The sequence below is a fragment of the Allobosea sp. P2_A10 genome (assembly GCF_056405115.1).
This window is the reverse complement of record NZ_JBFUCS010000018.1, coordinates 13,076-29,939: the sequence shown is the minus strand read 5'-3', so window position 1 is coordinate 29,939 and position 16,864 is coordinate 13,076. Positions and strand designations below refer to the sequence as shown.

Sequence of the window (16,864 nt, the reverse complement as noted above, 5' to 3'; positions counted from 1 at the left end):
TGATGTGCTTCGCATCTGCGGTTTCCTTAGTCTTCGCTATCCTTCGCACTCGGAATTAAGCGGCTCGTTTTTCAATCGATGGATCACTCAGAAGCACTTGCTAAACGCTATCTGGATACCCTCGATCTAGGACCTGTCGTATTCGAGCCTGACGGCAACGTGCCGCCGGACTTTGCTCTGAAAGGTAACGTCGCTGTTGAAGTTCGCCGCCTCAATCAGAACCATGGCACTTCCGATTGCTACGAAGGGTTGGAGCAACTCGAAGCACCATTGCTCCGTTTTGTAGAGAACTTGCTGCCTAAATTTGGATTAGCTCCCAATGGAAGAGGCTGGTGGGTTTCTTTTGGATTTCATAGGCCTCTGGATCGGAGGGCCATCAAACGGGAACTGCCCATTTGTCTCCAAGCGTTCTGTGACGCGCAACCACCAAGCGGCGCGAGGATCCAGCTGACCCGAGGCTTCAGAATTGATATTCAGCCCGCGAGTATTCCTGTCGAAAACTTGCTCATGCTTGGGGGATATTCGGACCAAGATGCAGGTGGCTTTGTTGCTGCAGAAATTATCAGAAACTTAAATATTTGTATTATAGAGAAGTCTGCTAAAATCAGGCCGTATCGAAATCGATATGATCATTGGTGGCTGCTCCTCCCTGACTATATCGGACCTGACCTTAACATAGCGGAGCGTCTATCTATTGTTGAATTTATAGATAATCGGATGTTCGACCGTGTGATATTGATCCATCCACGTGATCCGATGCAAGCACTGGTAATCGGTCAATAATACTTCCCAAACGCTCTATCGGCTCCAGCTGCGGGTTATCTCGGCGTCCGCGAGAGAAAGTGAGCATGTGGAGCAGGCTTCGCGCCTGCGTGCCAACGTCGATAAGTCGAAGACGAGGTGTTGCATGCAGYCGGGTTGGGGGTTTCCGGACATCGCGCGGTTCTGGCCTTCGGGCCGCACCTCGATTGAAGGCCTCTCCCGTCATGCTCGCCCTTGTGGCGAGCATCCACGTCTTGGCACGGGTGCGTCCGGGCAAGAGGTGGGAGGTCTCGCGCCTAGCATGACCGCCGCCAGGCGTGGATGGTCGGCACAAGGCCGACCATGACGGAGAGGCGCTGGAAGAACCCCTCTCCTGTAAGGAGAGGGGCAGGGGTGAGGTGACGACCCATCAACCAGCGAAACGCAAACCAGCCCGCACGCAGCGACGAAGTCTCGCCTATGCGGACAACGTCCGACCCCTCACCCTGCCCTCTCCCTCCGGGAGAGGGTTCCGCGTCGGGCTTCCGATGCGCGGCGGGAGGGCGCGAGCCCTTCTCCCCTTGCGGCAGAAGGGAAGAGGCGTCGAGGCTCCAGCCCTTTCGTCATGGTCGCCCTTGTGGCGACCATCCACGTCTTGTGACGCTGGCGCATCGGGCAAGGGGCGGAATGTCTCGCGCCTAGCATGACCGCCGCCAGGCGTGGATGGTCAGCGCAAGGCCGACCATGACGGACGTGCAAGTGGAAACCTTATCCCCGGTGCTTGCGCATGGCGTCATGATGCCGCCACCTCATCCCCGAGGGGCAGCCATCCGGAGGTGTGCCGTTGGTGGGGTTGGGGGCGGCGCCTGCGGGTGGAGTCACGATCCACTCCCGGGAGGCTTCGGGGCACCGCCCTGGGGACACTACGGTCCCTGCGCGAGGAGCTCGCTGGAACGGAGACGGCAACCTGTCGCCGGACAAAACCTCGAGGACGCGACAACCCGCTGAGGGGAACTGGCGTCCGACAGGCGAAAAGGTCCGGTATCGCCCGATCCGGTATAAGCGCGGCCCGGAGTCCGAAATCGCCGACGGGCGGAGCGCCACGGGGCGTGCGGAGGGTGGCTCAATCCCTCCGCGCCGCGACCTGGCTTAACGGTTGCGGACTGATAGCAATACGCGCCTCGCGGCGCTCCGCTCGCCCCTCACCGGCCGCCGCAAAATCTGCGGGCGGGGCTTTGGCGTGCGCGCCCGATGCCGGGATCATGCCGCCGCCCGGCGCACTCGCAGCTGTGTCGCGGCTCTCGTTCTCGCCGCAAGGATGTCCTAGGCTGCTGCCTCTCCCCGGCAGCCGGAAGCCCTGCGATGACGATCCCGACCACAGCCAAGCCCGACATCGCACCCGAAGAGCCCTTCCGGCCGCACACCTCGCATTGGGGCGTGTTCTCGGCGCGGATGAAGGATGGCGAGCTCGAGGTGAAGCCTCATCCCGGCGATCCCGATCCCAATGGCATCATCCAGAACTTTCCCTCGGCCTTGCGCCATCGCGCCCGGATCGCGCAGCCGATGGTGCGGAGGGGCTGGCTGGAGCGCGGGCCGGGGCCCGACGACAGGCGCGGACGCGACGACTATGTGCCGATGTCGTGGAATGTGGTGCTCGATCTGCTCGCGGCGGAACTCAGGCGCGTGCGCGACGATTTCGGGCCGGGCGCGATCTTCGGCGGCTCCTATGGCTGGGCCAGCGCCGGGCGCTTCCACCATGCGCAGAGCCAGATCCACCGTTTCCTCAACACCTCGACCGGCGGCTATGTCCGGTCGGTCAACAGCTACTCCTCGGGCGCGTCCTCCGTCCTCGTGCCGCATATCATCGGCGATTACGAGGATCTGGTGAAGCGGAACGTCTCCTGGGAGCAGGTCGCCGATCACAGCGAGATCGTCATCGCTTTCGGGGGCATGGCGCTGAAGAACGCGATGGTCGCCGGCGGCGGCACCAGCCGGCATGTCGAGCGCGGCGCGATGGACCGGGCCAAAGCGCGCGGCTGCGAGTTCGTGCTGGTCTCGCCGCTGCGCGGCGACTTGCCCGACGAGGCCGGGGCCGAATGGCTGTCCAGCATCCCCGGCGCCGATGCGGCGCTGATGATGGGCCTCGTCCACACCCTCGTCGTCAACGGGCTGCACGATCGCGATTTTCTCGCGCGCTATACCGAAGGCTGGCCGGTGTTCGAGCGCTATCTGCTGGGCGAAACCGACGGCCAGCCCAAGGACGCGGCCTGGGCTTCAGCCATCAGCGGCGTTGCGGCAGGCGAGATCGAAAAACTGGCCCGAAGGCTTCACGGCAAGCGCGCGCTCGTCGTCGTCGCGCATGCGCTGCAACGCGCCGAGCATGGCGAGCAGCCGGTCTGGATGGGCCTGGTGCTGGCGGCAGCGCTCGGCCAGATCGGTTTGCCTGGCGGCGGCTACGGCTATGGGCTCGGCGCCATCGCCTATTACGGGCGGCGCTACAACGCCGTGCCGATGCCGACCTTTTCGCAGGGGCGCAACGGCGTCTCCGATTTCATCCCCGTCGCGCGCATCTCCGACATGCTGCTGAATCCGGGCGCTGATTATCGCTACAACGGACAGACCCGGACCTATCCAGAGATCAGGCTGGTCTACTGGGCCGGCGGCAACCCGTTCCACCATCATCAGGATCTGAACCGGCTGCGGCAGGCCTTTGCGCGGGTCGATACGCTGGTGGTGCACGAACTCGCCTGGACGGCGACGGCCCGCCACGCCGACATCGTGCTGCCCTGCACGATGACGCTGGAGCGCGAGGATATCGGCGGCAACGCCAACGACCCACTGCTGGTGCCGATGCATCCGGCGGTCGCGCCCTATGGCGAGGCGCGCGACGATTATGCGATCTTCGCCGGGCTCGCCGAGCGCATGGGCACGGCGGAAGCCTTCACCGAGGGCCGGTCCGTCCGGCAATGGCTGGAGCATCTCTACGAGCCGACGCGCACGGCGCTGGCGCGGAAGGGCCTGCCCGCGCCGTCCTTCAACGCGTTCTGGACGAGCGAGGGCTACGAACTGCCGCAGCAGGACGATGATGGCGGCCGCCTGCGGGCCTTTCGCGCCGACCCGGCGGCCAACCCGCTGCCGACCCCGAGCGGCAGGCTCGAAATCCACTCGCAGACGATCGCGAGCTTCGGCGAGGCGGATTGCCCGGGCCACCCGACCTGGCTCGGCGCGACCAATGTGCCCGACGCCGCCTCGCCCTTCGTGCTCGTCGCCAATCAGCCGCGCACGCGGCTGCACAGCCAGTTCGATTTCGGCGGTCACAGCAGCGACGCCAAGCATCGCGGCCGCGAGGTCGCACGGATGCATCCAGACGATGCCGGCGCACGCGGGATCAGGGACGGCGACATCATTCGCATCTCGAACCAGCGTGGAGCCTGCCTGGCGGGCGTCCGCGTCACCGATGGCATCCGGCAGGGCGTGGTCCAGTTGCCGACGGGCGCCTGGTACGATCCCGCCGACCCGACCGAGGACAAGCCGCTTTGCGTGCACGGCAACCCCAACGTCCTGACGCGGGATGTCGGCACGTCGGCGCTGGCGCAGGGTTGTACCGGGCAGTTGACGACAGTTCAGGTCGAGCGCTTCGACGGCAACCTGCCGCCGATCCAGGCCTATGAGCCGCCGGTGCTGCGGGCTTCGTGAGCGTCAGCCGCGCCGCACCAGCAGGACGGCGGCGAGAATTGCGACGCCGCCGAAAGCCTGCGCCGGTCCCGGCTGCTCGCCGAAGATGGCCCAGGCGGCGAGCACGCTGACCAGCGCCGGCCAGACCATCACCAGCGAGGCGGCGCTGGCGCCGTAATGGCCGAGCGAGAGCGTGATCAGGCCCTGCCCGAGCGCATGCGAGACCAGACCGAGCGCAATGACCGCGAGCCAGCCGGTGAGGCTCCCCGGAATGACGGTCTCGCCAAGCAGCGACGCCGCGGCGAGGCAGAAGGCGGCGCAGAGCGCACTCGAGATCAGGCTGATCCGACCCGCATCGGCCGAGTCGCGAGCGCGGCGGACGGCGAGGATATAGCCGGCATAGGCGATGGCGGCGCAGACGGCGAGACTGTCGCCGAGCAGGCCCGAGGGCGCGGCGCCAGCAGCAGGGGCGCCCGCGAATTTCGGCAGGACGAGCATCATGGCGCCGCCGAGCGCCAGCGCCAGCGCGCCCAGAATACGCCGCGTCGGCCGCTCGCCGAACATCAGCCAGCCGCCGAGCACGACCGCGACCGGCGAGAGATTGCCGAGCAGCGAGGCATTGGCGATCGAGGTTGTCGCAAGCGACGCGTTGTAGAGCGTCACGTCGATGGAGAAGGCGAGCCCCGCAAGCGCGATCGGCCAGAGCGCGCCGGGACGCACCGCGCCCGCGACCGCCTTGCGCTGCTCCAGCGCGGTCCAAAGACCAAGGGCCGGCAGCGCGAAGGCCATCCGCCAGAATCCGGCAGCCGCCGGGCCGACATCGGCCATGCGCATGAACACGCCGGAAAAGCCGATGCAGGTCGCGCCCGCAAGCAGGGCCACGAACATGGTGAGCGCCGGCGCGGCGGGGCGGCGCATGGCGGAAGGGCTGGCGAGGTCGGCGGTGGTCATGAGCGCTTTCCGATTCTGGCGACCGAACCTCCCCGTCATCCCGGATCTCCGCTTCGATGCGTCCGGGATGACGGGGAGGCTCATGCGTCATCTGGAGATACCGACCTTCCATCCATCGAAAAAACGGATTATTCTGATTTAACCATTCTCAAAAGCGATCGATGGAGAGTGCCCCATGACGGCTCATTTCGATCTCGCCGCGCTCGACATGCTGGTGACGGTGGCGGAGACCGGCGGCTTCACCGCCGCTGGCGTCAGGCTCGGGCGCACGCAATCGGCGATCTCGGTGCGCGTGCAGGATCTGGAGACGCAGCTCGGCCATCGCCTGCTGGAGCGCTCGCGTCGCGGGGTGACGCCGACCGATGCCGGCGAGCGGCTGATCGCCCATGCCCGCCGGCTGCTGGCGATCGAGCGCGAGGCGCTGGCCGATCTCGGTGGCGACACGGCGTCGGGCCGGCTGCGAATCGGTATCCCGGACGATTACATGGACGCCTATCTGCGCCCGCTGATCGCGCGTTTTGCCGCGGAAAATCCGCGTGTCGAGCTGGAATTGCGCTGTGACCTGTCCAAGCGCATCGAGCCGGCGCTGCTGGCCGGCGAATTCGACCTTGCCGTGGTCACGCAGGATCCACAGCGCCCGATCGGCGAGGTGCTCCGGCGCGAGCCGATGGTCTGGGTCGCCGGCCGCGGCCACCGGCCGGAACTGCAGGAGACCTTGCCGCTGGCCCTGTTCGCCGAGGGTTGCCGGGCGAGGCCGCGCATCCTGTCGGCGCTGGGCACGGCGGGTAAGGCGCACCGGCTGGTATTCTCCTGCTCACATACGTCGGGCCTGCTCTCTGCGGTCGAGGCCGGTTTCTGCGTCACGGCGCTGACCGAAAGCGCCGTGCCACCCAGCTTGCGCCGTCTCGGGCTCGCGGAGGGCCTGCCGCCGCTGTTTGATCTCTCGGTCGGGCTGATCATCGGCCCGCAGCCGGGGCTGGCGGCGCGGCGTTTCGCCGACGCATTGCGCGACGAGATGGCAGGCTTGCGGCAGGCGGCGTGAGGGGCGCATTGCCCTTCCGCCCGCGCAGCACTACTGAGAGCCCATGAAATTCCTCGACCAGGCAAAAATCTACGTGAAGGCGGGCGATGGCGGCGCGGGCTGCGTCTCCTTCCGGCGTGAAAAATTCATCGAGTTCGGTGGGCCCAATGGCGGCGATGGCGGGCGCGGCGGCGATGTCGTGATCGAATGCGTGCAGGGTTTGAACACGCTGATCGATTTCCGCTTCCAGCAGCATTTCAAGGCCAAGATCGGCGGGCACGGCATGGGCGCCGACCGGCATGGCGCCAATGGCGAGACCAAGGTGCTGCGCGTGCCGCCGGGTACGCAAATCTTCGACGAGGATGGCGAGACGCTGGTGGCCGACCTGACGCAGGCCGGCCAGCGCTTCGTTTTGTGCAAGGGCGGCAATGGCGGCTTCGGCAACGCCTATTTCAAGACGGCGACCAATCAGGCCCCGCGCCATGCCAATCCCGGCCTGATCGGCGAGGAGCGCTGGGTCTGGCTCCGGCTCAAGCTGATCGCCGATGCCGGCCTGATCGGGCTGCCCAATGCCGGAAAGTCGACCTTCCTCGCCACGGTGACGGCGGCCAAGCCGAAGATCGCCGATTATCCGTTCACGACGCTGCATCCCGGCCTCGGCGTGGTCCGCGTCGATGGCCGCGAGATGGTGCTCGCCGACATTCCCGGCCTGATCGAGGGTGCGCATGAGGGCCATGGCCTCGGCGACCGCTTTCTCGGCCATGTCGAGCGCTGCCGCGTGCTGCTGCATCTGGTCGAGGGCACCAGCGAACATGCCGGCAAGGCCTACAAGACCGTGCGCACCGAACTCTCGGCCTATGGCGAGGGGCTCGACGAGAAGCCGGAAATCGTGGCGCTGTCCAAGGTCGACGCGCTCAGCCCCGAGCTGCTCAAGGAGCAGGTGGCGCGGCTGAAGCGGGCCTGCAAGCAGATGCCGATCATCCTGTCCTCGGCCTCGGGCGAGGGCGTCGAGGCTTCGCTGCGTGCGCTCTTTACCGTGGTCGGCGCGGCCCGCGCGGAGGAAGACCGCGAGAACGCGCCCGTCGAGGATGTCGGCTGGCGGCCCTGATCGCCATGGGGGGCTTGCGCTGAAGCCTTCCGTTGCCTCAACTGCGCCTGCAACCAAACACAACCGGATCGACGGCGCGATGACGAAGCTCCTTTCCCTGACAATGCTGCTCGCCATGGCGTGTTCCGCGCCAGTTCTCGCGCAGGCCCAGCGCCCGGCGCCGCCCGCCGCGCCCGGCGGCGTTTCGCAGCCAGACAACACCACGGCGACCTATGGCGACTGGATCCATCGCTGCCAGCAGGGCGTCGGCACCCGGATCTGCGAGGTCGTGCAGACGCTTCAGGTCCAGGGCCAGCAGGGGCCGGTCGCGCTCGTGGCCGTCGGCCGGCCGGTCAAGACCGAGCCCTACAAGCTCGTCGTGCAGGTTGCGCCCAATGTCAGCTTCGGCCCCAATGCCGGCGTGCGCGTCGCGCTGGGCGAGAAGGACGAGGGTGTGCTGGCGGTCTATCAACGCTGCACGCCCGGCGGCTGCTTCGCCGAGGTCGCGATGACCGAGGATCTGCTCAAGCGCTGGCGCGCCTATGGCGAGGGCGGGCAATTGCGCTTCCAGGACGCGGCGAACCGGCCCCTGGTGCTGCCCTTCTCCTTCCGCGGCTTCCAGGCGGCGGCCGAGGCGCTCGCCCGCGAGTAGGACCTTTCCGGTTCCCAAGCCGTCATTCCGGACAAGCTGCGAAGCAGCGCCGATCCGGAATCCATCCTCGGGCGTTGCGCTCTATGATGGATTCCGGGTCAGCGCTTCGCTCTGCCCGGAATGACGCCGCGATGTGAGCAGTCGAGCTCTCAGCTTTCGACGAATTGCAGCCGGTGCAGGCGGGCATAAGCACCGTCGCGCGCCAGCAGGGCGTCGTGGCTGCCAGTCTCGACGATCTTGCCCTCGTCCAGCACGACGATCAGATCGGCCTCGCGCACCGTAGATAGGCGATGCGCGATCACCAGCGTGGTCCGGTTTTCCATCAGCCGCGCCAGCGCCTGCTGGACGAGACGCTCCGACTGCGTGTCGAGCGCGCTCGTCGCTTCGTCGAGAAGCAGGATCGGGGCGTCCTTCAGAATGGCGCGGGCGATCGCGATGCGCTGGCGTTCGCCGCCCGACAGCATCGAGCCGCGCTCGCCGACCTGCGAATCATAGCCCTCGGGCATCGCCATGATGAAGTCATGCGCGGCGGCATCCTTTGCCGCCGCGACGATCTCGCTTTCGGTCGCATCGGGCCGGCCGAAGCTGATATTGGCGCGCACCGTGTCGTCGAACAGTACGACATCCTGGCTGACGACGCCGATCTGGGCGCGCAGGCTGGTCAGCGTAACGTCGCGAATGTCCTGGCCGTCGATCTCGACGCGGCCTTCGCCCGGATCGTAGAGCCGGGGCGCCAGCGCGAGCAGGGTCGATTTGCCCGAACCGGAGCGGCCGACCAGCGCCGTCGTCTTGCCGCCCTGCGCCACGAGATCGATGCCTTCAAGCGCGCGCGCATCGTCGCGATAGCGAAAGCGCAGGCTGCGGAAGGCGATTTCACCGGCGCTGACTTGAAGGGCCTTCGCGCCGGGACGTTCGGTCACCAGAGGCTTCTCGTCGATCAGCGCGTAATAGCGCTTCAGCGAGGCGCCGGCCTCCTGGACGATGGCGTTGAGATTGCCGAGCGAACGCATCGGCTGCGCCGCCAGCAGCAAAGCCGAGACATAGCCGGTGAAATCGCCGACGGTCGAGCCGCCCGAGGTGATGCGCACGCCGATCGCCGCCAGCACGCCAGCGACCGCCATGCCGCCTGCGACCTCGAGCAGCGGGTCGAGCCGGCCGCGCGCATTGGCGGCCTTCATCTTGAGAGCGCGGATCGTCTCGAAGGCGGCGGCCGCGCGGATTTTGAGATAGGGCTCGAGCGAATCGGTCTTGGCGGCGCGCGCGCCCTGCAGGCTTTCGGTGACGAGGCCTGCCATCAGCCCGGTCTGCTCCTGCTGCGACATCGCCATGCGGCGCAGCTTCTTGCCGATCTTACCGATCGGGCGCGCCACGATCGGCGCGATCAGCAGCACGACCAGCGTCATCTGCCAGTCGATCCAGAGCATGGCCCCGACGAGCGCGATCGCGGTCAGCACGTCGCGCACGGCGATGTTGATCAGCCGGGTCAGCGCCTCCTTGACGAAGGTGAAATCGGTGGTGAAGCGCTGCGTCAGCGAAGCCGGGTTCTCGCGCTGCAACTGGGCCAGGTCGGCGTCGATCAGATGCGCGTAGAGCTGCGTCTGCATGTCCGCCTCGATCCGGCTGACGACGCTGTTGGTCATCACCGTCTGGGCCAGCAGCGAGAAACCCTTGATGGCGGTGACGATGACGACGACGATCGCGACCGCGTTGACCACGCCGATCTCGATGCCGATCGATTTGGAAGTCAGGCGCTCCATCCGTCGCACGAAACCGGTCGCCTCGGCCGTCAACGGGTCGGCGAAGGCGTCGAAGGCAGCCTTGATCAGCAGCGGATAGAAGCTCGTCGTCGCCGCGATGACGACGACGAGCCCCATGATCATCGCCATCTGCGGGAGATAGGCCTTGACCTGCTCGCGCCAGACGCGGGCGAAAAGCGCGAAAGTGTCGTCGGTGACGCGGCCAAGCTTCATGGGGCGCGGCGTATCATGGCATATGCGCCAGCGCTACTGGGACAGCCGGGTCTTGCTCCGAACACGAAGCTGGCGTCCCATGCGCGCGACCGATTCAGGAGATTGCGACAGCCCATGCCATTGCCCCCGCCGGCCCAACCTGGTCAGAGCTTCAACGAGATCGATACGCCGGCCCTCGTGCTTGATCTCGACGCCTTCGAGCGCAATCTCGTCGCCATGGCGGCCTTCACGCAGGCTCATGGCGTGCGCCTGCGCCCCCACGCCAAGACCCATAAGAGCCCGGAGATCGCGCTGCGCCAGATCGCCCATGGCGCGGTCGGGCAGTGCTGCCAGAAGGTCTCCGAGGCCGAAATCCTGGTCGCGGGCGGCGTGCACGACGTACTCGTCTCCAACGAGGTCGCGGGCGCGGCCAAGCTCGATCGGCTCGCCCGCCTCGCGCAGACCGCCAGGATCAGCCTCTGCGTCGACCATCTCGACGGCGTGCGCGAAGCCTCCGAAGCCGCCGCGCGTCATGACGTCGTGCTCGATATTCTGGTGGAGATCGACATTGGCGGCCGGCGCTGCGGCGTCGCGCCCGGCGAGGCGGCAGTCCGTATCGCCGAAGCGGTCTCGCGCAGCAACACGCTGCGTTTCGGCGGCCTGCAGGCCTATCACGGCACGGCCCAGCACATGCGCTCGATCGACGAGCGCCGCGAGGCGATCGAGCGCGCCGGGCTTTTGACGCGCAACACCATGGAGCGGCTGGGGCAGGTCGGGCTCGCCTGCCAGACGGTCGGCGGCGGCGGCACGGGAACCCATGAGATCGAGACCGGCTCGGGCATCTGGAACGAGATCCAGGCCGGTTCCTACATCTTCATGGACGCCGATTATGCCCGCAACCGCCAGGCCGACGGCACGCCGTTCCGCGCCTTCGAGCATGCGCTGTTCGTGCTGGCGGGCGTGATGAGCAAGCCGGTGCCCGACCGCGCCATCGTCGATGCCGGCCACAAAGCAGCCGCGATCGACTCAGGCCTTCCGGTCCCGTTCCGGCGCGAGGGCGTGGTCTATACGAAGCCCTCCGACGAACATGGCGTTCTGACCGGCGATCCCGGCGGCCTGCCCCATCGCGGCGACCGCATCCTGCTGGTGCCGGGCCATTGCGACCCGACGGTCAACCTGCACGACTGGTATGTCTGCGTGCGCGGGCTGCACGGCCCCGATGCGCATGTCGAGGCGCTCTGGCCGATCCTGGGTCGCGGCGCACTGACCTGAGCGACCCTTGCGCATGACGTTTTCCGAAAACCGGTTCCCGCTATTCGCTACAGCGAAGCTTCGGTTCGGCGTCATGCGGTTCGGCGTCATGCGGGGATGCTGGCCGAACTTGTCTTGTGGCTCGCCACGCCGGGCCGTGCCGATGGTCGTGGTCGGCGAGCTCGAGGTCGACCGCATCACCCGGCGCGAGACCGGCATCGCGCGGGGCATGGACAATGGCCATAGCGGCTAGGTCGACGCCCGCTCGATCTTCACCCCGGCGAGCAACCCGCCGCCGATCAGGAAGAACGCCACCAGCACGGCGAGCCCCGCCCGCTGGCTGGCGAAAACCGTGGTCGCCAGCGCAACCAGCGTCGGCCCCATGAAGGATGTGACCTTCCCCGACAGCGCGAACAGACCGAAGAACTCGCCGACGCGGCCCTCGGGCGCGAGCCTTGCCATCAGGCTGCGCGAGGAGGCCTGCAAGGGGCCGGCGACGAGGCCGATCAGCAGGCCGAGCCCGAGATAAACCTTCTCCGGAGCCGAGGCGAAAAGCCCGTCGCCCGGCGTCGCCGGCGCAGCGGAGATGACGAAGAACACCGTATCGCGCCCGAGCGAGAGAATGCCGAGGCAGGCCAGCAGCAGGCAGGCGATCGCGCCCAGAACCACCGGCTTGCCGCCGATGCGGTCGTCGAGCTTGCCGCCGAGCCAGGCGCCCAATGTTCCGGTCACCGTGAGCAGGATGCCGAAGATGCCGAGCTCGATCGTCTCCCAGCCGAAGACGCCGGCGGCATAGATGCCTCCGAAGGCGAAAAGCGCCACCAGCGCATCCTGATAGATCATGTTTCCGAGCAGGAAGCGCCCGAGCGACGGCAGGCTCCGCAGTTCGCCAAGCGTCGCCTTGAGCCGCCCGAAACCGCCTTTCGCCGCTTCCGACAGGCTCATCCCCGTCCGCTCCGAATCCGGCGTGAACCAGAACATCGGCGCGACGAAAACGATGAACCACAGCGCCGTCAGCGGCCCCGAGAAGCGGTCGCCCTCGCGCGCGGCGGCATCAAGGCCCAGGATCGGCGTCAGTCCCGCCAGCGTCTTGCCGGTGGTCGGATCGGCCGCCAGAAGCGCGAGTGTGAGCCCGAGCGACAAAAGCCCGCCGAGATAGCCGATCGCCCAGCCGGTACCCGAAAGCCAGCCGAGCCGCTCGGGCGGGACGAGGCGCGTCATCATCGCGTTGTTGAAGGTCGTTGCGAACTCCGCGCCGATGGTGGCGACGACGAAGCCGGCAAGCGCGATCGGGACAGCCAGAGGCGAGCCGGGCACCGCGAACCACAACGCACCCGACCCCGCCACCAGCAGCGCCCCAAAGGTCGCGATCCATGGCTTTCGCGGGCCGGTGCGGTCGGCGATGCCGCCGAGCAGCGGCGAGAGCAGCGCGATGCACAGCCCCGCGAATCCCGTCGCGTAGCCCCAGAGCGCCTGCCCTTCGATCGGATCGGAGGCGAGCGCCGCGGCAAAGAACGGCGCGAAGACGAAGGTCGTGATCAGCGTGAAGAAGGGCTGCGCCGCCCAGTCGAAGAACAGCCAGGCCGTGACGGCGCGGCGTGGCGGATAGACGACCGGCGCACTCACTGCCGGGCCGCTCACTGAAGCGTCGTCTCCGGATCGCCGCCGCCGCGCGCCAGCTCGATCTCGGTGATTGCGACGAGGACCTCGGCCCGGCTTTTCAGGTCGAGCGCTTCGAGCAGGGCCTGCTTCTCACGCGGACCGAACGGGCACATCATCGAGAGCGCGTTGACCAGCGCCTCGTTGGGGGCCTCGTTGACGCCCTTCCAGTCGATCTTGAGATCGTTGGCCTTGGCGAAGGCGCGCAACGCCTTGAGCAGCCCGGTGCGGTCGACCTCGTCCTCGCCGGCGCGGGCCGTGAAATCGACGGCGAAATCGTCGTAGCTGACTCTGGCCTGGCGATAGGCGGTCGTCACCGTGAGTTCATCGACGAGACGGAAGCGCGCGATGCCCGTCAGCGTCAGGACGTAGCGGTCGTCCCCGGTCTCGGCGAACTGCGTGATGCGGCCGAGGCAGCCGACCTGGAGCAGGCCGGGCGCATTTGACTGGCGGCCGCTCTCGGGCTCGGGCTGGATCATGCCGATGACGCGATGGGTCCGGATCGCGTCGTCGATCATCGCGAGATAGCGCGGTTCGAAGATATTGAGCGGCATCTGCCCGCGCGGCAGGAGCAGCGCGCCGGCCAGCGGGAAGACGGGGATGACCAGCGGGCAATCCTCGGCTCCGTTGTAGACGGCGTTCATGCCCATCTTCGATCGATCCTTTCTCAGGAAAACAGCAGGGTGGAAAGCTTGCGCCGGCCCGCCATGCTGTGCTCGTCCATCGGCCCCCAGGCTTCGAAGAACTGCAGCAGCTGCTTGCGCGCGCCGTCGTCGTTCCAGGCCCTGTCCGCCTTGATGATGGCGATCAGATGGTCGACCGCCTCCTCGCGCCGGTCGCGGGCATTGAGCGCCACGGCCAGATCGAAGCGAGCCTGATGGTCCCTGGGGTCGGCTGCGACCTTGGCTTCGAGTTCGGCGGTGTCGCCGAGATCGGCGGCCTGCTGCGCGAGCTCGATTGCGGCGCGCACGGCGGCGACCGCCGGGTCGGCCGCCTTCGCCTCCGGCGCCATCGCCAGAATCCCGGTCGCGCCTTCGAGATCGCCCATGTCGAGATGCAGGCGCGCGAGACCGGCGATCGCAGCCAGGTTCTCGGGCTCCATTTCGAGCACGCCGGCATAGAGCTCGCTCGCGCCGGCCGCGTCCCCGGCCTCGGCCGCGGCCTGCGCCTCCGCGATCAGTTCCTCCGTCGCGCCGGGGCCGACCGGTCCGACCAGCTTCTCGATGAAGGCCTTGACCTGGCTTTCGGGCTGCGCGCCCATGAAGCCGTCGATCGGCTGGCCCTTGCTGAAGGCGATCACGGCGGGAATCGACTGGATGCCGAGCTGACCGGGGATCTGCGGATGCTCGTCGATGTTCATCTTGACGAGCTTGACCTTGCCCTTGGCATCCTTGACCGCCTTCTCGATGATCGGGGTCAATTGCTTGCAGGGGCCGCACCAGGGCGCCCAGAAATCGACGAGAACGGGCTGCGTCATCGATTCCGTCACGACATCCTGCCGGAAGGCTTGCGTCGTGGTGTCCTTGATCATGCCGGGTTGCTCGGCGGGCGCATCATTCAGCAGCATGGGTCGTCCTTCGTCGCAATCGGATCGTCTTAAAAAGTCAGTGGAGCGGGCTGCGTCTCGCGACCCTCCCATAGATGGGGAGGGTCAGCCAGTCTGTCCATCGGGCGGCACTGGCAAATCGACGATCAGCGGCTCATGGCCGGTGCCGCGCAGAAAGGCCAGCATGTCATCGCGCCTGATCCGCAGCGTCGCGGTGTTGACCAGCGGATGGAAGTTCACGTCCTCGCCCGTCATCAGGTTGGCGTCGAGCACCATCGTCACCGCGCCGGCGCGGTCGTTGATCACCGCAAAGGCGGTGACCGAGCCCGGGGTGACGCCGAGCCTGTCCATCAGCATCTGCGCCGAGCAGAACGAGAGCCGGCCGCTGCCGCCGATGACCTCATGCAGCCGCTTCAGGTCGATGCGCGCATTCTGGCGGGCCGAGACCAGGAAAAGCCGGCCCTTCTTGTCCTTCAGGAACAGGTTCTTGGAATGCAGGCCGGGCATCGACTCGCGCAGCCACTGCGACTCCTCGACGGTGAAGACGGCCTCGTGCTCGATGCGCTGGAAGGCCAGACCCCGGGCCGACAGATCAGCACAGAGTTCGTCGGGCGTGAGCGGGGCTGTCATGGCGGCGCGGATCTGCAAACGGACACGGAAGCGCGATGCCTAGCGGTGCGTCGGCGCAGCGGCAAGCGCCGGCATGCTGCGGCGGTCCGCATCATCCGTGGGCAAGGCCGTTGGGCACCCGCGCGCAAGGAGGTTGGGCAAGGCGGCGCAACTTCTCCAACAAGGCGCTTGCACTGAGCCCCGGATTGGGGCAATAGACCGGCCTCGCGTCGGCAACGGCGCAGTTATGTCCTGATGCGGGAGTAGCTCAGGGGTAGAGCACAACCTTGCCAAGGTTGGGGTCGAGGGTTCGAATCCCTTCTCCCGCTCCAGGACATCACATGGCCGGTTAGGCACGCAAGGCGTCGGGTTTCCCGGCGCTTTTTGCGTTTTGGGGCCAAGCAGGACGACGGTGAAACCACCGTCCGAGAGCAGCATCGACGTCGGAAATTTTCCTCCGGCTGCGGCCCCGCGCCAGCCCGGGAAACAGCGGCCCCGGCTCGACGCCGGCCATGCTGCGGGGACTGTATCGTTCGATACACTCTTTGGGCCGTCCAGTTCCGTCCGCGCCTCCCCAAACCTGTATAGGCAAGGCAAGGAACGCTGCCGCGCGGATAACCGGCGAGCGATAAATGCAGGGATGGACATGATTGCAGGGAGGAAGGCCGGGGCAGCCTCCGCGCTCGCCATAACGCCGGCCGTGGCGAAGACGATGGTCTACATCTCGAACGCCGACAGCCGCGAGATCAGCGTGCTCGAGCTCGACGTGCAGGCCGGCGAACTCAGGCCCGTCGAGACCGTGCCGGTCAGCGGCGTCGCGATGCCCATGGCGATCGCGCCCGACCGTCGCCACCTCCATGTCGCGCTGCGCTCGCAGCCCTTCTGCGTCAGTTCCTTCGCCATCGACCGGCACAGCGGCAGGCTCGCCTTGCGCTCGACCGTGCCCCTGCCCGACAACATGGCCTATATCTCGACCGACCGGACCGGCCGCTTCCTGCTCAGCGCCTCCTATACGGGCGACAGGATCGCGATCAATCCGATCGGCCCCGACGGCCTCGTTCAGGCACGGCCGGTCGCGGTCGTGCCGACCGGCAAGAACGCCCATGCCATCGCGACCGACCGCTCCAACACGTATGTCTTCGCCACCAATCTCGGCAGCGACATGCTGCTGCAGTATGGCTTCGACGCCACGACCGGGCGGATCGCGCCCAACGACCCGCCCTTTGTCGGGACGGAGACGGGCGCCGGCCCGCGCCATTTCGTCTTCCATCCCAATGACCGGTTTCTCTATCTGCTCAACGAGCTCGACGGCACGCTGAACACCTACCGTTTCGACGCCGGCCGAGGCACATTGGCCGGGATCGGCAGCGTCAGCGTCGTGCCGCCCGGTTTTAACGGTGGTGCGCCGTCCAGCGCCGAAATCAGGATCACGCCGGATGGCCGCTTTCTCTACGCATCGGAGCGCAGCTCGAACACGATCGCCGCGTTCCGCGTCGACGGCGCGACCGGAGAACTGACGCCTGCCGGCAACTTCGCGACGGAAAGCCAACCGCGCGGCTTCAGCATCGATCCGCGCGGACGCTTTCTGATCGCGGCCGGGCAGAAGTCGGATTCCGCGACGCTTTACGCGGTCGATCAGGAAAGCGGCGCGCTAAGGCCATTGAAACGCTATCCGCTCGGCAGGAACCCTAACTGGGTCGAAATCATCGACCTGCCCTGAGGC

The 16,864-nt window shown here is 67.0% G+C and carries 14 protein-coding genes and 1 tRNA gene; 9 read left to right on the top strand and 6 right to left on the bottom strand.

Going from position 1 to position 16,864, the window contains the following annotated elements; all coding sequences use genetic code 11:
• The first annotated feature begins 78 nt into the window (after positions 1 to 78).
• Together AC1DZY_RS21475 and AC1DZY_RS21470 are read left to right on the top strand one after the other, a co-directional pair.
• Complete coding sequence (locus AC1DZY_RS21475; RefSeq protein ID WP_476822192.1) at positions 79 to 783, top strand: hypothetical protein; 705 nt, start codon at positions 79 to 81, stop codon at positions 781 to 783.
• A 1,320-nt stretch (positions 784 to 2,103) separates the two neighbouring features.
• Positions 2,104 to 4,437 carry a molybdopterin guanine dinucleotide-containing S/N-oxide reductase gene (locus AC1DZY_RS21470; protein ID WP_476822191.1) on the top strand — a complete coding sequence of 778 codons (2,334 nt, stop codon included), beginning with the start codon at positions 2,104 to 2,106 and terminating at the stop codon, positions 4,435 to 4,437.
• A 3-nt stretch (positions 4,438 to 4,440) separates the two neighbouring features.
• Here the strand turns inward: AC1DZY_RS21470 and AC1DZY_RS21465 are convergent, their stop codons facing one another.
• Positions 4,441 to 5,367, bottom strand: coding sequence for a DMT family transporter (locus AC1DZY_RS21465; protein WP_476822190.1), 927 nt, complete (start codon positions 5,365 to 5,367; stop codon positions 4,441 to 4,443).
• A gap of 175 nt (positions 5,368 to 5,542) precedes the next feature.
• Here AC1DZY_RS21465 and AC1DZY_RS21460 point away from each other — a divergent pair, with 175 nt between their 5' ends.
• The 3 genes from AC1DZY_RS21460 (at position 5,543) to AC1DZY_RS21450 (ending at position 8,127) form a co-directional block, all read left to right on the top strand.
• The gene (locus tag AC1DZY_RS21460; protein WP_476822189.1) at positions 5,543 to 6,409 is read left to right on the top strand and encodes a LysR family transcriptional regulator; all 867 of its coding nucleotides are present in this window, start codon (positions 5,543 to 5,545) and stop codon (positions 6,407 to 6,409) included.
• Between the two features lie 43 nt (positions 6,410 to 6,452).
• On the top strand, positions 6,453 to 7,496 hold the full coding sequence (gene obgE, locus AC1DZY_RS21455; protein WP_476822188.1) for a GTPase ObgE: 1,044 nt from the start codon (positions 6,453 to 6,455) through the stop codon (positions 7,494 to 7,496).
• Between the two features lie 79 nt (positions 7,497 to 7,575).
• Positions 7,576 to 8,127 (top strand): invasion associated locus B family protein, encoded by a 552-nt coding sequence (locus tag AC1DZY_RS21450; protein ID WP_476822187.1) that lies wholly within the window; start codon positions 7,576 to 7,578, stop codon positions 8,125 to 8,127.
• A 149-nt stretch (positions 8,128 to 8,276) separates the two neighbouring features.
• Here the strand turns inward: AC1DZY_RS21450 and AC1DZY_RS21445 are convergent, their stop codons facing one another.
• The gene (locus AC1DZY_RS21445) at positions 8,277 to 10,097 is read right to left on the bottom strand and encodes an ABC transporter ATP-binding protein (protein WP_476822186.1); all 1,821 of its coding nucleotides are present in this window, start codon (positions 10,095 to 10,097) and stop codon (positions 8,277 to 8,279) included.
• A 114-nt stretch (positions 10,098 to 10,211) separates the two neighbouring features.
• Between AC1DZY_RS21445 and AC1DZY_RS21440 the strand changes: the two genes are divergently transcribed.
• Both AC1DZY_RS21440 and AC1DZY_RS21435 read left to right on the top strand, forming a co-directional pair.
• Positions 10,212 to 11,348, top strand: coding sequence for a DSD1 family PLP-dependent enzyme (locus AC1DZY_RS21440; protein ID WP_476822185.1), 1,137 nt, complete (start codon positions 10,212 to 10,214; stop codon positions 11,346 to 11,348).
• 109 nt (positions 11,349 to 11,457) lie between these two features.
• The gene (locus AC1DZY_RS21435) at positions 11,458 to 11,580 is read left to right on the top strand and encodes a hypothetical protein (RefSeq protein ID WP_476822184.1); all 123 of its coding nucleotides are present in this window, start codon (positions 11,458 to 11,460) and stop codon (positions 11,578 to 11,580) included.
• On the opposite strand, the gene AC1DZY_RS21430 is transcribed toward AC1DZY_RS21435, so the two are convergent.
• The 4 genes from AC1DZY_RS21430 to AC1DZY_RS21415 all read right to left on the bottom strand — a co-directional run bounded on the left by AC1DZY_RS21430 (position 11,577) and on the right by AC1DZY_RS21415 (position 15,162).
• Positions 11,577 to 12,968, bottom strand: coding sequence for an MFS transporter (locus AC1DZY_RS21430; RefSeq protein ID WP_476822183.1), 1,392 nt, complete (start codon positions 12,966 to 12,968; stop codon positions 11,577 to 11,579). The genes AC1DZY_RS21435 and AC1DZY_RS21430 overlap by 4 nt on opposite strands.
• The gene (locus AC1DZY_RS21425) at positions 12,965 to 13,636 is read right to left on the bottom strand and encodes an LON peptidase substrate-binding domain-containing protein (RefSeq protein ID WP_476822182.1); all 672 of its coding nucleotides are present in this window, start codon (positions 13,634 to 13,636) and stop codon (positions 12,965 to 12,967) included. The genes AC1DZY_RS21430 and AC1DZY_RS21425 overlap by 4 nt, the downstream gene beginning before the upstream one ends.
• A gap of 17 nt (positions 13,637 to 13,653) precedes the next feature.
• A complete protein-coding gene (gene trxA, locus AC1DZY_RS21420; protein WP_476822181.1) occupies positions 13,654 to 14,553 on the bottom strand; it encodes a thioredoxin in 900 nt (299 codons plus the stop codon).
• Positions 14,554 to 14,637: 84 nt separating this feature from the next.
• Positions 14,638 to 15,162 carry a prolyl-tRNA synthetase associated domain-containing protein gene (locus AC1DZY_RS21415; RefSeq protein WP_476822180.1) on the bottom strand — a complete coding sequence of 175 codons (525 nt, stop codon included), beginning with the start codon at positions 15,160 to 15,162 and terminating at the stop codon, positions 14,638 to 14,640.
• A 236-nt stretch (positions 15,163 to 15,398) separates the two neighbouring features.
• On the opposite strand from AC1DZY_RS21415, the gene AC1DZY_RS21410 reads away from it, so the two are divergent.
• Positions 15,399 to 15,473 (top strand) — tRNA-Gly (locus AC1DZY_RS21410).
• Between the two features lie 314 nt (positions 15,474 to 15,787).
• On the top strand, positions 15,788 to 16,861 hold the full coding sequence (locus AC1DZY_RS21405; protein WP_476822179.1) for a lactonase family protein: 1,074 nt from the start codon (positions 15,788 to 15,790) through the stop codon (positions 16,859 to 16,861).
• The last annotated feature ends 3 nt before the right edge of the window (positions 16,862 to 16,864 follow it).

Coding starts and splice junctions, on each gene's coding strand:
- AC1DZY_RS21460 (WP_476822189.1), top strand. CDS start 5,543: ATGACGGCTCATTTCGATCTCGCCGCGCTCGACATGCTGGTGACGGTG.
- AC1DZY_RS21415 (WP_476822180.1), bottom strand. CDS start 15,162: ATGACAGCCCCGCTCACGCCCGACGAACTCTGTGCTGATCTGTCGGCC.
- AC1DZY_RS21475 (WP_476822192.1), top strand. CDS start 79: ATGGATCACTCAGAAGCACTTGCTAAACGCTATCTGGATACCCTCGAT.
- AC1DZY_RS21465 (WP_476822190.1), bottom strand. CDS start 5,367: ATGACCACCGCCGACCTCGCCAGCCCTTCCGCCATGCGCCGCCCCGCC.
- AC1DZY_RS21450 (WP_476822187.1), top strand. CDS start 7,576: ATGACGAAGCTCCTTTCCCTGACAATGCTGCTCGCCATGGCGTGTTCC.
- AC1DZY_RS21440 (WP_476822185.1), top strand. CDS start 10,212: ATGCCATTGCCCCCGCCGGCCCAACCTGGTCAGAGCTTCAACGAGATC.
- AC1DZY_RS21445 (WP_476822186.1), bottom strand. CDS start 10,097: ATGAAGCTTGGCCGCGTCACCGACGACACTTTCGCGCTTTTCGCCCGC.
- AC1DZY_RS21470 (WP_476822191.1), top strand. CDS start 2,104: ATGACGATCCCGACCACAGCCAAGCCCGACATCGCACCCGAAGAGCCC.
- trxA (WP_476822181.1), bottom strand. CDS start 14,553: ATGCTGCTGAATGATGCGCCCGCCGAGCAACCCGGCATGATCAAGGAC.
- AC1DZY_RS21425 (WP_476822182.1), bottom strand. CDS start 13,636: ATGGGCATGAACGCCGTCTACAACGGAGCCGAGGATTGCCCGCTGGTC.
- obgE (WP_476822188.1), top strand. CDS start 6,453: ATGAAATTCCTCGACCAGGCAAAAATCTACGTGAAGGCGGGCGATGGC.
- AC1DZY_RS21405 (WP_476822179.1), top strand. CDS start 15,788: ATGATTGCAGGGAGGAAGGCCGGGGCAGCCTCCGCGCTCGCCATAACG.